At 68.0% G+C, this 14,751-nt stretch carries 11 protein-coding genes and 1 pseudogene; 3 read left to right on the top strand and 9 right to left on the bottom strand.

Features of this window, described 5'->3' with window-relative positions; all coding sequences use genetic code 11:
• The first annotated feature begins 200 nt into the window (after nucleotides 1-200).
• On the top strand, nucleotides 201-413 hold the full coding sequence (locus tag QMX85_RS11300) for a DUF3079 domain-containing protein (RefSeq protein WP_282340895.1): 213 nt from the start codon (nucleotides 201-203) through the stop codon (nucleotides 411-413).
• A gap of 31 nt (nucleotides 414-444) precedes the next feature.
• Here the strand turns inward: QMX85_RS11300 and phnE are convergent, their stop codons facing one another.
• The 4 genes from phnE to QMX85_RS11280 are packed head-to-tail and all read right to left on the bottom strand — an operon-like array spanning nucleotide 445 to nucleotide 3,675.
• The gene (gene phnE, locus QMX85_RS11295; RefSeq protein ID WP_282340893.1) at nucleotides 445-1,212 is read right to left on the bottom strand and encodes a phosphonate ABC transporter, permease protein PhnE; all 768 of its coding nucleotides are present in this window, start codon (nucleotides 1,210-1,212) and stop codon (nucleotides 445-447) included.
• Entirely contained in the window at nucleotides 1,209-2,033 is an 825-nt protein-coding gene (locus QMX85_RS11290; RefSeq protein ID WP_282340892.1) for an ABC transporter permease subunit, read from the bottom strand. The genes phnE and QMX85_RS11290 overlap by 4 nt, the downstream gene beginning before the upstream one ends.
• Nucleotides 2,027-2,827, bottom strand: a complete 801-nt coding sequence (locus tag QMX85_RS11285) for an ATP-binding cassette domain-containing protein (protein ID WP_282340890.1) — start codon at nucleotides 2,825-2,827, stop codon at nucleotides 2,027-2,029. Before QMX85_RS11285 ends, QMX85_RS11290 begins: the two co-directional genes overlap by 7 nt.
• Complete coding sequence (locus tag QMX85_RS11280; protein WP_282340889.1) at nucleotides 2,824-3,675, bottom strand: putative selenate ABC transporter substrate-binding protein; 852 nt, start codon at nucleotides 3,673-3,675, stop codon at nucleotides 2,824-2,826. The genes QMX85_RS11285 and QMX85_RS11280 overlap by 4 nt, the downstream gene beginning before the upstream one ends.
• A 372-nt stretch (nucleotides 3,676-4,047) precedes the next feature.
• On the opposite strand from QMX85_RS11280, the gene selD reads away from it, so the two are divergent.
• Nucleotides 4,048-5,082: a selenide, water dikinase SelD gene (selD, locus tag QMX85_RS11275; protein WP_282340887.1), complete on the top strand. Its 1,035-nt coding sequence runs from the start codon at nucleotides 4,048-4,050 to the stop codon at nucleotides 5,080-5,082.
• Nucleotides 5,082-6,188: a tRNA 2-selenouridine(34) synthase MnmH gene (gene mnmH, locus QMX85_RS11270; RefSeq protein ID WP_282340885.1), complete on the top strand. Its 1,107-nt coding sequence runs from the start codon at nucleotides 5,082-5,084 to the stop codon at nucleotides 6,186-6,188. The genes selD and mnmH overlap by 1 nt, the downstream gene beginning before the upstream one ends.
• A gap of 13 nt (nucleotides 6,189-6,201) precedes the next feature.
• Here the strand turns inward: mnmH and QMX85_RS11265 are convergent, their stop codons facing one another.
• The 5 genes and pseudogenes from QMX85_RS11265 to uca form a co-directional block, all read right to left on the bottom strand.
• Nucleotides 6,202-7,572: an oligosaccharide flippase family protein gene (locus tag QMX85_RS11265; protein ID WP_282340883.1), complete on the bottom strand. Its 1,371-nt coding sequence runs from the start codon at nucleotides 7,570-7,572 to the stop codon at nucleotides 6,202-6,204.
• A 632-nt stretch (nucleotides 7,573-8,204) separates the two neighbouring features.
• Nucleotides 8,205-8,894: pseudogene (locus QMX85_RS11260) on the bottom strand (16S rRNA pseudouridine(516) synthase); the annotation flags it as partial.
• 3 nt (nucleotides 8,895-8,897) lie between these two features.
• Entirely contained in the window at nucleotides 8,898-9,131 is a 234-nt protein-coding gene (locus QMX85_RS11255; RefSeq protein WP_282340880.1) for a cysteine-rich CWC family protein, read from the bottom strand.
• 87 nt (nucleotides 9,132-9,218) lie between these two features.
• Nucleotides 9,219-11,018 (bottom strand): allophanate hydrolase, encoded by a 1,800-nt coding sequence (gene atzF / locus QMX85_RS11250; protein ID WP_282340879.1) that lies wholly within the window; start codon nucleotides 11,016-11,018, stop codon nucleotides 9,219-9,221.
• Nucleotides 11,019-11,147: 129 nt separating this feature from the next.
• Nucleotides 11,148-14,747, bottom strand: a complete 3,600-nt coding sequence (uca, locus tag QMX85_RS11245; protein ID WP_282340877.1) for an urea carboxylase — start codon at nucleotides 14,745-14,747, stop codon at nucleotides 11,148-11,150.
• Nucleotides 14,748-14,751: the final 4 nt, after the last annotated feature.

Here is a 14,751-nt window from a genome sequence, read left to right as displayed (position 1 = left end):
TTCTCGCGGATCGGCAGGCTTGGCGGGGCGGTGGATGAGGGGGAACCGAGGCTCAGACAGAATGGCGCAGCAAGGGTTCCGGTCGACCGCACTGCGGGCAAAATGTCGCGGCTTCGGCCGAGGTCTTGAGCATGGTCAAGCCCCGGGAAAAGCCGTCGGCGCACCCTCTGCGAACGTGAAATCGACAAGACACCACGCCAATGGCCAAGAAATTTCCCCTGAACCCCAAGCATCCCGAGCGCATCTGCTGGGGTTGCGACCGCTACTGCGCGACCGATGCGATGGACTGCGGCAATGGCGCCAGCCGCACCCAGCATCCGGCGGAGCTCTTCGGCGAGGACTGGCATGCCTCCGACGACTGGGGGCCGGACCTCCAGGTCGACGAACTGGCGCCCCGGCGCGAAGAACGCTGAGCGGATTCGCGCTAACCGAGCACTCCCGCGCTCAGGCCTTGACCCAGCGCTGACGGCTCCAGCCGCTCAAGGCGTCGACGGCGAACACCAGCGCCAGCATGGCGATGATCACGCTGCTGGCCTGGGCCTCCTGGAACAGGCTCAGGTGCACGTAGAGCATCTGCCCGAGGCCGCCGGCGCCGACGAAGCCGAGCACGCTGGCCATACGGATGTTGTTTTCCCAGCGATACAGGCTGTAGGCGAGCAGTTGCGGCCAGAGGATCGGCAAGGTGCCGTAGACGAACGCCAGCACGGCGCCGCCGCCCTGCAGGCGGATCGCCTGGGCCGGTGCCGGTGGGGTATTTTCCAGCGCTTCGGCGAACAACCGGCCGAGTACGCCGCTGGTGTGCAGGGCGAGGGCGAGGGTGCCGGCATTCGGCCCGAGGCCTGCGGCGAACACCATCAGCGCCGCCCAGACCAGTTCCGGAATCGCCCGCAGTGCGTTCAGCAGCAGCCGCGCCGGGTTCGCCGCGGCCCAGCCGAAACGCCCGGAAGCGGGCAACGCGAGCAGCAGGCCGAAGACGGCCGAGAGGAGCGTGCCCACGGCCGACATCGCCAGGGTTTCCAGTGCGCCCTTGCCGATCGCCGCGAGGTGCCCGGCGCTGAGGTCCGGGCTGAGGAAGCGCTTGGCGTAGTCGCCCATGTGGCCGAGGTTTTCGCTACCGGTCAGGGCGCCGAGATCGATGCGCAGGTAGGCGAACGCGGCAATCACTGCCGCCAGCAATGCCAGCAGCAGGCCGGCGTCGAGCAGGCGCTTCATCCCAGCCTCCCGCGCAACAGGCGGCTGAGCAGGTCGGCCAGCAGCACCAGGACGAAGAAGGTCAGCAGGATGCTGGCGACTTCGCCGCCGGCGAACATGCGCAGCGAGAGATCGATCTGCTGGCCGAGGCCGCCGGCGCCGACGAAGCCCATCACCACCGAGGCGCGGATCGCGCACTCCCAGCGGTAGACGCTGTAGGAGAGCATTTCCGCCGCGGCATTCGGCAGTACGCCATAGAGGAAGGCCGTCAGCCGACCGCTGCCAGCCTGCATCAGGGCCTGGGCCGGGCGCTGGTCCACCGACTCGAAGATTTCCGCATAGACCTTGCCGAGCATGCCGCTGTAGGTGATGGCGATGGCCAGAACGCCGGCCGTGGGGCCGAGGCCGACGGCGCGCACGAACAGCAGCGCCCAGACGATCTCCGGCACGCTGCGCAGGAAGATCAGCAGACCGCGCACCGGCCAGCGCAGCAACTGCGCCCACCACAGCGGCTGGCCGCCGCGCACCGCGGCGGACAGCGACAACGCGCGGCTGGCCACCAGGCTGGCGGGCAATGCGATGAGCAGCGCCAGGGTCATCCCTGCGGTGGCGATGGCCAGGGTCTGCAGGGTGGCGTCGAGCAGGATCTGCAGAAACTCGGCATCCCGCGCCGGCGGCCAGAAACCGGCGAGGAAGCGGCCGACCTCGCTGCTGCCGGACTGCAGGAATACCCCGAGGTCCAGTTCGCTCAGGCGCACGCCCGGCCACAGCAGGACAATGGCCAGCAGCGCGATCAGCAGGCGCGGCAGGGCGGCGGGGTCGCGTTCGGCAGTCTTCAGCATCGGGGAATCTGTACGGCCGCCGCCCCGACGTGCGGTGGGGCCGGCGGGAGCAATTGCTCGTTGGCATAGAGGGCGTCGAGCAAACTTCGGTCGACCTCCGCGGCGGGGCGGTCGAAGACGATTCGTCCTTCGCGCAGGCCGATCACCCGGGGGAAGTGCGCCAGCGCCAGTTCCACCGTATGCAGGCTGGCGACCAGCGTCACGCCATGCTCGCCTGCATGTCGGCAGAGCACCGACAGCGTGTGGTCGGCCAGCACCGGGTCCATCGCCGACACCGGCTCGTCGGCCAGCAGCAACTCCGGCGCCTGGTACAGCACGCGGGCGATGCCGACCCGCTGTAGCTGGCCGCCGGACAGTTGCTGGCACTGGGCGAACAGTTTGTCCGCCAGATCCAGCTTCGCCAGTTGCCCGCAGGCGCCGGGAATGTCCAGCGGATACAGCAGGTTGAGCAGGCTTTTGCCTAGCCCCCACTGGCCGAGTTTGCCCGCCAGCACCGCGGTGACCACCCGCTGACGCGGCGGCAGGGGTGGCGCCTGGTGGATCAGGCCGATGCGTGCGCGCAGCTTCTGCCGCTGGCGGCCGGACAGCTGCCACGGCTGCTGGCCGAGCACCTCAAGCCGCCCCGAACTGGGCGACGTGGCGGTGCCCAGCAAATTCAGCAGGCTCGACTTGCCGGCGCCGGACGGGCCGATGATGGCGACCCGTTCGCCGGCTTCGATGCTCAGGTCCACGCCACGTAGGGCGTGGCTGCCGTCGCGATGCTGCAGGCCGGCCTGGGTGAGGCGCAGAGTCATTTCAGCAGGTCGGCGGCGCGCGCGGCTTCCTCGATGCCCTTGTAGTTGTCCGGGCTGGTTTCGATGAAGCGGCTGGCCGCCTGCAGGTCGAGGATGGCCTTCTGCTCCGGGACGGCCGGGTCGAGGGCGAGGAAGGCGGCCTTCAGCTTGGCGGTGATGGCCGGGTCGAGGCTGCCGCGCACGGTCCAGTTGTAGTCGTAATAGCTGGGCGTGGTGGCGAAGACGTGCACCTTGCTGGTGTCGACCTTGCCGCTGTCCACCAGCTTCTGCCAGACGCTCGCATTGAGCACGCCAGCGTCGACCTTGCCGGCCTGGACCCAGGCGGCGGTGGCGTCATGCGCGCCGGAGTAGGCCACGCGGCTGAAGTAGGTTTCCGGCTTGATGCCGTCCTGCAGCATGAAGTAGCGCGGCATCAGGCTGCCGGAGGTGGACGAGATGGAGCCGAAGGCGAAGGTCTTGCCCTTGAGATCGGCGAGGGATTTCACCGCCGGATCGGCGCTGATGAATTTGCTGGTGAACTGCGCATCCTGCTCGCGCTGCACCAACGGAATGGCGTCCTTGGCTTTCAGGTGCACCTGCACGAAGGTGAAGCCGCCGAGCCAGGCCATGTCCAGGCGATCGGTGGCAAGCGCTTCGACCACCGCCGGATAGTCGGCGACCGGGACGAACTCGACCTTCATGCCGATCTGCTTCTCCAGGTACTCGCCCAGCGGCTTGAACTTGCGCAGCAGTTCGGTGGGGGCTTCGTCCGGAATCGCGCTGACGCGCAGCACGTCGGCGGCGCTGGCGAGGGTGGCGGTCAGGGACAGGGCAAAGCCGGCGGCGAGCGCGAGGGATCGCTTGAGCATGGGAGTTCTCCGGTTCAATGGCGGAAAAAGGAAAGAGATGCCGCAGCATGCTTCGCGGCGGATCGCGGTGGCGGCGATTATAAGAAGGATGACTGTGACTGCCAGCGATTGTCAGCAGTTTCGCTCGACGGATGGTCGTTGCGAGCCGTTGTCCGCGCGGCTGGGCGCCGACTGCTAGCGTTTCGAACTCCAGCGCTTGGTGTCCTCCATGGATTCACGGTTTCGCCGTGCCGCCATGGCGGCACCGGGTCGCGAGCGTTGTCCCTGTCTGCGTGCATCGGCCTCCAGGCTCAAGGCGTGAACCGATGGAGCGACGCGGGCAGGCGCGGCCCGCTTTGCTAGAATCCGCCGCCACAGTCCCGAGGTAACCCCATGAGCGAGCCGATTCGTCTGACCCAGTACAGCCACGGCGCCGGTTGCGGCTGCAAGATTTCTCCCAAGGTCCTGGAAGTGATCCTCGCCGGCAGCGGCGCGCAAAACCTCGACCCGAAGCTCTGGGTCGGCAACGCGTCGCGCGACGACGCGGCGGTCTACGCGCTGGATGAGGCGCGCGGCGTGGTTTCCACCACCGACTTCTTCATGCCGATCGTCGACGATCCGTTCGACTTCGGCCGCATCGCCGCGACCAATGCGATCAGCGACATCTACGCCATGGGCGGCGATCCGCTGATGGCCATCGCCATCCTCGGCTGGCCGGTCAACCTGCTGCCTGCGGAAGTAGCGCGCGAGGTAATCCGCGGCGGCCGCGCGGTGTGCGACGCCGCCGGAATTCCGCTGGCCGGCGGGCACTCTATCGATGCGCCCGAGCCCATCTTCGGCCTCGCCGTCACCGGCGTGGTGGACAAGCGCCACATGAAGCGCAACGACACCGCCCGCGTCGGCAGCCGCCTCTACCTGACCAAGCCGCTGGGCATCGGCATCCTCACCACCGCCGAGAAGAAGGCCAGGCTGCGTGCCGAGGACGTCGGCCTGGCGCGCGACTGGATGTGCACGCTGAACAAGCCCGGCAGCCGCTTCGGCAAGCTGGCCGGGGTCACTGCGATGACCGACGTCACTGGCTTCGGCCTGCTCGGCCACCTGGTGGAGATGGCCGACGGCAGCGGGCTCAGCGCGCGTCTGGAGTACGCCCGGGTCCCGCGGCTGCCCGGCGTTGAGCACTACCTCGCCGAAGGCTGTGTGCCCGGCGGCACCCTGCGCAATTACGAAAGCTACGGCGAGCGCATCGGCGTGCTCAGCGAGGAGCAGCAGCACCTGCTCTGCGACCCGCAGACCAGCGGCGGCCTGCTGGTGGCGGTGAGTGCCGAGGGGGAAGCAGAGTTCCTCGCCGTTGCCGCCGAGCTCGGGCTGGACCTGGCGCCGATCGGTGAGCTGGTCGAGCGACAGCGTTACGCGGTCGAGGTCTGCTGATGCGAGACAACAGCGCCGACTACCGCGAAATCTTCCTCAACGACCTGCCGATGATGGACGCCCGCGCACCGGTCGAGTTCGACAAGGGCGCCTTCCCCGGCGCCGTCAACCTGCCGCTGATGACCGATGTCGAGCGCCAGCGCGTCGGCACCTGCTACAAGCAGCACGGCCAGCAGGCCGCCATCGAGCTGGGTCACCAGCTGGTTTCCGGCGCCACCAAGGCCGAGCGCATCGCCCGCTGGGCGGCGTTCGCCCAGGCCAACCCGCAGGGCTACCTGTACTGTTTCCGCGGAGGGTTGCGCTCGCAGATCGTCCAGCAGTGGCTGCAGAGCGAGGCGGGCATCGCCTATCCGAGGGTGGTCGGCGGCTACAAGGCGATGCGTACCTTTCTCCTCGAAACCACCCGCGAGGCGCTGGAGCAGTGCGCGTTCGTCGTCGTCGGCGGCCTGACCGGGACCGGGAAGACCGACGTCATCGCCCGGCTGGACAACAGCCTCGACCTTGAGGGCCACGCGAACCACCGCGGCTCCAGCTTCGGCAAGCGCGCCACCGGGCAGCCGTCGAACATCGATTTCGAGAACCGCCTGGCCGTCGACGTACTGAAGAAGCGCGCCGCCGGCATCGAACAGTTCGTGGTCGAGGACGAGGGGCGGATGATCGGTCGCTGCGCGCTGCCGCTGGAACTGCACCAGGGCATGCAGGGGTTCCCGCTGGTCTGGCTGGAGGATGCGTTCGACGACCGGGTGGAGCGCATCCTGCGCGATTACGTGGTCGATCTGTGCGCCGAATTCGTCGACCTGCAGGGCGAGGCCGGCTTCGAGCAATATGCCGCACGGCTGCTGGAGAGCCTGGGCAACATCCACAAGCGCCTCGGCGGCGAGCGCTACCAGCGCTTGCTGGCGATCATGCAGGCGGCGCTCGACGAGCAGCGCCGCAGCGGCGCGGTGGACCTGCACCGTGGCTGGATCGAGGGGCTTCTGCGCGAGTACTACGATCCGATGTACGCCTTCCAGCGCGAGAGCAAGGCCGAGCGCATCGAATTCGCCGGCAAGCAGGACGAACTGGTGGACTACCTGCGCGAACGCGCGCTGCGCAGCCGTCGCTGAGCGGCGGGGCGGGTCAGGTGCCAGGCCGGCCGGAGCCCAGCACCGTCTGCTCGACGAAGGTGTTGCTGGCGATCGCGCCCGGCGGCGATTCTGCGTTGACCTCGAGCGGTATGGCCGCCGGCAGGATTTCCACCGGCGTTTCCTGGAATTCCGCGACGGGCAGGGCTTTCCAGCGGTACTCGGCGACGAGAATGAACAGCGTCAGCGTCAGTTCGCAGAGGACCACGATGACCGCGGGCGCGATCAGCCCGAACACCGGGATGAAGATCCAGTTCAGGCCGACGCTGAGCAGCCCGCAGAATACCCGCATCTTGACGAAGATCGCGTAGCGCTCCTTGGCCACCCAGTACATCTCGAACACCACGTTGACCAGCCGGAAAATGAAGAAGCAGGCCATGATCTTGAGGATCAGCGAGGCGCCGGCGTAGGTGTTCGGATAGAACAGGTGGAACAGGAACAGGGCGAAGATCTGGTACGCGGCGAACATGGCCAGCGACAGGCCGAAGGCGAGCACGATGAACTTGCGCTGGCCGAGTTCGTTGTAGCCGCGGGAGATGCGCGGCATGTACAGCGACCAGAAGGCGGTGACGGCGATCTGGCCGATGGCGATGAACGAGGTGGCGGCGGCGTAGATCGCCAGGTGCTCGGAGTCGAGGAGGGCCTCGATGAGAATCCGGTCCGCGCCGAAGTAGAGGAAGAAGGCGAAGAAGGAAATGGTGAACGGCAGCCAGGAGCGCCACAGCGTCATCATCTTGCCCAGCGTCGCTAAGACTTGGGTATTGGCGGCGAAGAAACCCGGCTCACGGATGCAGCGCAGGTAGAACCAGGCCAGGTAGGCCACCATCGCCACGCTCGCGCCGAGCGCCACGGAAAGGATCAGGTTGCCGGTGAGCAGGAAGACGCCGATCTTCACCGCGAAGGGCAGCGATTTGAAGATCGAGTCCAGCGACGAGAAGCGCACCAGTCGGTCCTGGCGCTGGTAGTGAAAGAACAGGCAGCGCTGCAGGACGGCGAAGGCCAGCGCCTCGGGCAGAAAGCAGATCAGCAGGTAGTAGGACGCATTGGTGCCGCCGACCTTGCCCAGGTAGAACATCGTGGCCATGACCAGAATCAGGTAGCCCACGGTCGCCGGCAGAAAAAGGTTCTCGCCGCTGGAAAGGCCCTTGGCGATGGCTCCCTTGCTCAGCAGGTAATCGCGCAGGCCGAAATCCGAGAAGCCGACCACCACCGACACCAGCACCATGCTCAGCGCCAGCGAGCCGTATTCCTCCAGCGAAGAATGCTTGGCCACGAGGATCAGGAAGAGGAAGTTCAGCAGCGGTTGCAGAACCATGGGCACGAAAACGAATGCGATCTTGGTGATCTCGCTATCAGACTTCTTCATACCAGCCCCATCCTTTGCGCATTTTTATCCCCGGACTGCGTGTCGTGCGTAACACCCGTATCCCGCGACGGAAATTGACCCGGTTTCTCGCAATAACGTTCGGCGGTTTTGAAAATATGCCTGCGGCTCATGCTGGCGATCGCCCGGACGTGAGGAATAGGCGTAGGGGCGCCTGCGGCGTTGCGGATCGAGCAGAAACCCATGGCCATCTACCCCTTACCACAAACGGCCCGTTGCTGGCGGGAGCAAGGGCTGACGAGGCATTCAGTTAAGTCTGGACCGAAGACGCAGATGGCGTTCGGGGTTCCCGCCAGAAAAGGCTGGACGTGCCGCGAACCGGGACAGCTGCGAGCCAGAGCATGCGCCGTTTCCCGGTAACGGCCAACTGCCACCTATCGGCTCGGACGGGTGGCTGCATGCACCGTGGTTGGCGGCCTGCGGGGCGTTGGCGCGCGTCCCGGCCGTGCGCGAAAAGCGGCCTGTGCGGCCTGGTCGTCGCGTCTTTTCAGGCTGGGATTTGCTGAAGCCCGTGGTGGCTTGCCTGCGGCTGGGCGTCTCGCATCAGGCGACTAGTCCGGTTGGATGCCATCCGCCAGGCCGTCGGCCGACGAGGCGTCTGCCACCGCGCGCTGGAGCGCCTGCAGTTCATCCGCGCGCAGTGCGCGGTAGGCACCTTCGGCCAGCGCCGGGTCCAGCTGCAGCGGCCCGATGCTCTGCCGGTGCAGGCGCAGCACCGGGTTCTGGAAGTGACCGAACATGCGCTTGACCTGGTGGTAGCGCCCCTCGACCAGCGTCAGCAGCGCATGGTGGCTGTCGAGAATCCGCAGCCCGGCGGGGCGGGTGGTGAGGTTCTCGAAGCGGAAATACAGGCCGCGGGCGAACGCCCCGACGTATTCCTCCTGGATCGGCTCTCCGGTCTCGACACGGTAGACCTTGGGCAGGTGCGTCTGCGGCTGGGTCAGTCGTCTCGACCACCGGCCGTCATTGGTGATCAGCAGCAGCCCGGTGGTGTTGAGGTCGAGGCGTCCGGCCAGGTGCAGCTCGTGCTTGTCCGGCTCGTTCAGCAGGTCGAGGACCGTGGGATGTTCGTCATGCTCGGTGGCGCTGACCCAGCCGACCGGCTTGTGCAGCATGAAGTAGCGCGCCGGCTTGCCGGCCTGCAGCAGTTCATCGTCCAGCTCGATGCGACTGAACACACGCACCTCGTGACGGCCATCGGTAACCGGCTCGCCGTCGACCCGCACGCGCCGTTCCACCAGCAGGCGCCGGGTCTGCTGACGGTTGAGTTGCGGCAGGTTGGCGAGAAAACGATCCAGACGCACGCGTCAGCCCGGCTCGTCGAGCGCAGCGCAGTACGGGCACAGGCAGGCTTTGTCGCGTGCCTCTTCCGGCAGGCGCTCGAGGGCGCGTGGCGAAACCGGCGTGGAGAAGCACCAGCAGGGCAGCTCGCGGGTCGCCGGGTCGCTCTGCGCGCAGCGGTTGGCTTGCCCGCACAACGGGCAGCGAGCGGGATCGACGGAAGATGCGGCGCGAGCGCCGGAATCGGTGGTCAGCGGCATGGACGGCGGGCCTGGTTGAACGCGCCGCCATGCTAGCGTGGCGCCGCCGGGGCGTCACGCGCCGGGAGGCGCGCGGTCGCGCCGGAGTCAGCGGCTCTTCATGTAGGCGCGCCAGCCGGCGAACGAGGTGATGTCGGTGGCGCCTTGCAGGCCATAGGGCTCGCAGATGAAACCGGTTTCCCAGCTGCCGTCGGCCAGTTGCACCTTGCCCAGGCCGAGTGGCGCGGGGATGCCGGTGAGGAAGGAGCCCAGCTCGGCGCTCGGCAGCTCCCAGACTTCCACTTCGATCGCCACGCCGCCCTCGGCGACCCGCACCATGCCCGGGCGGAACGGCGGGCCGCCGGCCAGTGCATGGAGCTGGTAGTCAGGCGAGCTGTGGGTGGTCTGCAGCAACCGGCCACCGCGCTTGCGCAGTTGCCAGTTCAGCGGCAGGCCGTCCAGGTGCGCGCCGCAGACCACCACGCGGGCCCTGTCATTGCGTGCCGGCGTGGACGGGACTGCGGCTTCCAGCGTCCACCCACCCACCAGCGGCAGGTCGCGTTCGCCCTGCAGTGCGTCGGCGATGCCGAGCAGGTACTGGTCGGTGAAGGCGCGGCCGAACAGTGTCACGCCCCACGGCAAACCGTTGGCCATGAAGGCGCTCGGCACGGCGACGGCCGCGTAGTCCAGCAGGTTCATGAAGTTGGTGTAGTAGCCGAGGTCGGAGTTGCGCGCGACCGGTTCGGCGTGCAGTTCGGCCAGCGTCACCGGGCGCGGAATGCTTGGCGTCAGCACGCAATCCAGATTCTCGAGCGCCTTGTCGCAGATCGCCTTGAGCTCCTGCAGGCGGTACTGCGCACGGAACGCCTCGACTGCCGTGGCGCCTGGCGCCTTGGCCAGCACGGCGCGGATCACCGGCAGCACGGCTTCCGGGTCCTTCTCCATCAGCTCGCCAGCGACGCTGTAGCGCTCGGCGACCCACGGGCCTTCATAGAGCAGGCGTGCGGCCTCGAGGAAGGGCGCGAAGTCCAGCGCCACCGGGGTGCCGCCGAGGGCTTCCAGGCTGGCGACGGCCTCGGCGAACAGCGCCGGGCTTTCCGTGCAGCCGAGGAACTCCAGCTGGGTCGGCACGCCGAAACGGAACGGACGTGGCTTGCCGAAGGCGCTGCCGTCGTTCCACAGCGGGTTGGCGCGGCTGTAGGCGTCGCGCGGGTCGAGGGCGGCGGTCAGGGCGAGCAGCTGGCTGGCTTCGCGGGCGCTGGCGGTGAAGAAGCTGACCACGTCCAGGGTGCGGCAGGCCGGCACCACGCCGGCGGTGGACACCAGGCCCTTGGTCGCCTTCAGCCCGACCAGGTTGTTCAGCGCCGCCGGCACGCGGCCGGAGCCGGCGGTGTCGGTGCCCAGCGAGAAGCTCGCCACGCCCAGCGCCACGGCCAGCGAGGAGCCGGCGCTGGAACCGCCCGACGGGTAGTCCGGGTGCACGCTGTTGCGGCATTCGCCGTAGGGCGAGCGGGTGCCGTTGAGGCCGGTGGCGAACTGGTCGAGGTTGGTCTTGCCGATCGGCACCGCGCCAAGGGCGATCAGTTGCTCGACCAGCGTCGCCGAGCGCTCCGCCGTGTAGGCGAAGGCCGGGCAGGCGGCGGTGGTGGGAATGCCGGCGAGGTCGATGTTGTCCTTCAGCGCGAAGGGCACGCCGAACAGCGGCAGGCTGTCGGGGGCCTTGCCGTCCAGTGCGGCGAGGTAGGGCTCCAGTTCTTCCACGCTGAGCAGGTGGATGAACAGGTTGAATTCCGGGTTCAGCGCGGCGGCTTTTTCGCGCAGCGCGAGGATCAGCTGGCGCGGCTTCAGGCGGCCTTCGGCATAGGCGGTTTTCAGAGCGCCGAGGCGCAGGTCGAATTCGTGGGTCATCGCAGTTCCCTCGTAGGGTGCGCCGTGCGCACCGCAGGTTCGGTTGGTGCGCGCGGCGCACCCTACGGCGCCGCGCGTCTGTGAGTTTCGGGGCGGAGGGTGTGTTCCCAGCCGCCTCCCGGATCGGTTTCAGGCCTCTTCGAGCACCACCACGCGCTGCCCGGCGCGGACCGGCGAGCCGGGTTGCACGCGGACTTCGCGGACCACGCCATCGCGCGGGGCAGTGAGCGGGATTTCCATCTTCATCGACTCGAGGATCACCAGCACGTCGCCGGCTTTCACCGCGCTGCCTTCCTCGACCTGCACCTGCCAGAGGTTGCCGGCGATGTGGCTGTCGATGCTGTGCAGGCCGGCCGCAAGCGGGGCGTCGTCGCCCAGCTCGGCGACCACTTCCTCGCTTTCGTAGTGGGCCTGGCCGGAGGCGATCCAGCGCTGGCGTTCGGCGTCGAAGGCAGCGCGTTGCCGGGTGCGGAAGGCGTCGATGCCCTCGGCTTCCTCGTTGAGGAAGCCCTGGTAATCGGCCAGGGCCAGCTCACTGTCCTCGATGCGCAGGTCGAAGCGCCCGAGCGGGAAGTCGCGGCGGATCTGCAGCAGCTCCTCGGCCCCCACCGGATAGAAGCGAATCTGGTCGAAGAAGCGCAGCAGCCAGGGTTTGCCGTGGAAGGCGCCGACTTCGCGGTAGCGGTTCCACATCTGCAGGGTGCGGCCGACGAACTGGTAACCGCCGGGGCCTTCCATGCCGTACACGCACAGGTAGGCGCCGCCGATGCCCACCGAGTTCTCCGCGGTCCAGGTGCGCGCCGGGTTGTACTTGGTGGTGACCAGGCGGTGGCGCGGGTCCAGCGGCGTGGCCACCGGCGCGCCGAGGTAGACATCGCCCAGGCCCATCACCAGGTAGCTGGCGTCGAATACCGTGCGGTAGACCTCGTCGAGGTTCGGCAGGTCGTTGATCCGGCGAATGAACTCCAGGTTACTCGGGCACCAGGGCGCGTCCTTGCGCACGGTGGTCATGTACTTGTCGATGGCCAGCTGGCACGCCGGATCGTCCCAGGACAGCGGCAGGTGGACAATGCGCGACGGCACCTTGAGGTCACGGGTGTTGCACACCGCATCCCACTCGCCGATCACCACCGCCAGCAGGTTCGCCAGCGACAGGGTTTCCGGCTGGTAGTGCACCTGCAGCGAGCGGATGCCGGGGGTTAGGTCGACTACTCCCTTCAGGCTCTTGGCTTCCAGCGCCTGCATCAGCGCATGGCCGCGGAAGCGCAGCACCAGGTCCAGTTCCGGCTGGCCGATTTCCAGCAGCAGGTGGGTGTCGCCGGAGAGGCGGGCGACCAGGCGCTTGTCCTGGCTGCCGATGTCGAGGATCACCGGCGGTTCCAGCGGGATCGGCTTCCAGTTCACCGCGATCGCTTCCAGCCCGGCGACTTCCGCCTTGCGCGCCTTGGCCAGTTCGCGGGCGGTCTCGATGTTCACCGGAACGAAACGCAGCCTGTCGCCGGCCTTGAGCTGGCCGAGCTGCCAGAGATCGGCCTCGATGATGGTCACCGGGCAGACGAAACCACCCAGGCTCGGGCCGTCCGGGCCGAGGATCACCGGCATGTCGCCGGTGAAATCCACCGCGCCGATGGCGTAGGGGTTGTCGTGGATGTTCGACGGATGCAGGCCGGCTTCGCCGCCGCTGTCGCGCACCCATTCCGGTTTCGGGCCGATCAGGCGCACGCCGGTGCGGCTGGAGTTGAAGTGCACTTCCCAATGGGTGGCGAGGAAGGTGTCGATGTAGGCCGGAGTGAAGTATTCCGGCGCACCGTGCGGGCCGTAGATCACGCGGATTTCGCGCACGGCGGGCAGGGCGGGGCACAGCTCGGCAGGCAGCTGCGCGCCGTTGCCGGCGTCGCTCAGGGCCGGAAGGTGCAGTACGTCGCCGGCGCGCAGGGCGCGGCCCGCGTGGCCGCCGAACTGGCCGAGGGTGAAGGTGCTTTTGCTGCCCAGGTATTCCGGTACCTGCAGACCGCCACGCAGGGTCAGGTACGCGCGCGCGCCGCTGCCGGCGAGGGTGCCGAGGCTCAGCGTGCTGCCGGCCTTGATCAGCAGCGCGGTGTTCATCGAGCGTTCGACGCCATCCACGCTCAGTGGGATCGGCGCGCCGGTCACCGCCACCACGGCGTCGGTGTTGAAGCGCAGCAGCGGGCCGCTCATGGTGATTTCCAGGCCGGCGGCGCCTTCGTCGTTGCCCAGCAGGCGATTGCCCAGGCGCAGCGCGCGGTCGTCCATCGGCCCCGACGGCGGCACGCCGACCGCCCAGTAGCCGAGGCGACCGGGGAAGTCCTGCACGGTGGTCTGGGTGCCGGCGGAGAGCACCTCGAAGGTGTTGGCCCGGTAGACCAGGCTTTCCAGGCAGCGGGTCCAGGGCGAGCCGCTGGCGAAGGGCACGTCTTCGATGATCTGCCGCAGGTAGTCGCGGTTGGATTCCACGCCGTACAGCCGCGTGTCGGCCAGCGCCCGGTCGAGCCCGGCGCTGGCGGCCTCGCGGGTCGGTGCCCAGGCGATGAGCTTGGCGATCATCGGGTCGAAGTAGGGCGGAATCTCGCAACCGGCCTCGACCCAGGTGTCGATACGCAGGGCCTTGCCGTCGGCCTTGGGGAAGTCCACGGCGGTGAGCAGGCCGGGGCTGGGCTGGAAGTCGCGGCCCGGGTCTTCGGCATACAGACGCGCCTGGATGGCGTGGCCGCCGGGTTTCAGGTGCTTCGTCAGTTCGCCCAGCGGCGCCAGGTCGCCGGCCGCCAGCTCGATCATCCAGCGCACCAGGTCGACGCCCCAGACCTGTTCGGTGACGCCGTGCTCGACCTGCAGGCGGGTGTTCACTTCGAGGAAGTAGAAGCGCTCGGCCTTGCTGTCGTAGACGAATTCGACGGTGCCGGCGCTGCGGTAATTCACCGCTTTGGCCAGCTTGATCGCCGCCGCGCAGAGCTCGTCGGCCATGCCGGCCGGCAGGTTGGGTGCCGGGGTTTCTTCCAGCACCTTCTGGTTGCGCCGCTGCACCGAGCAGTCGCGCACGCCGAGGGCGATGACTTCGCCCTGGCCGTCGCCGAACACCTGGACTTCCAGATGGCGGGCCCGCTGGATGTATTTCTCGATGAATACGCCCGAGTCGCTGAAGTTGTTCTGCCCGAGGCGCTTCACCGCGTCGAATGCATCGGCCAGTTCCTGCGCCGAGCGGCACACGCGCATGCCGATGCCGCCGCCGCCGGCCGTGCTTTTCAGCATCACCGGGTAGCCGACCTGCTCGCCGGCGCTGAGCGCGGCGTCGAGGTTTTCCAGCAGCTCAGTGCCTTCGAGCATTGGCACGCCGTGCTGCCTGGCCAGCGCGCGGGCGGTGTGCTTGAGGCCGAACACGCGCAGTTGTTCGGGCGTCGGCCCGACGAATGCAATGCCGGCGGCCTCGCAGGCTTCGGCGAACGCCGCGTTTTCGGAGAGGAAGCCGTAGCCGGGATGGATCGCCTGGGCGCCGCTGCGTTTGGCGATGTCGAGCAGCTTGGCGACGTCCAGATAGGTGCCGGCCGCAGGGCCTTCGCCGAGGCTGAAGGCTTCGTCGGCCTGACTGATGTGCAGGCTGGCGGCGTCGGCTTCCGAGTACACGGCGACGCCGCGCACCTGCAGCGTGCGCAGGGTTCGCAGGATGCGGCAGGCGATCGCGCCGCGGTTGGCGATCAGCAGCGTGCTGAACATGAGG

Source organism: Pseudomonas sp. PS02288 (assembly GCF_029959715.1).
Lineage (GTDB): Bacteria > Pseudomonadota > Gammaproteobacteria > Pseudomonadales > Pseudomonadaceae > Pseudomonas_O > Pseudomonas_O kuykendallii.
Note: the sequence above shows the minus strand (reverse complement) of the source record. Positions and strands in the feature narration are given on the sequence as shown.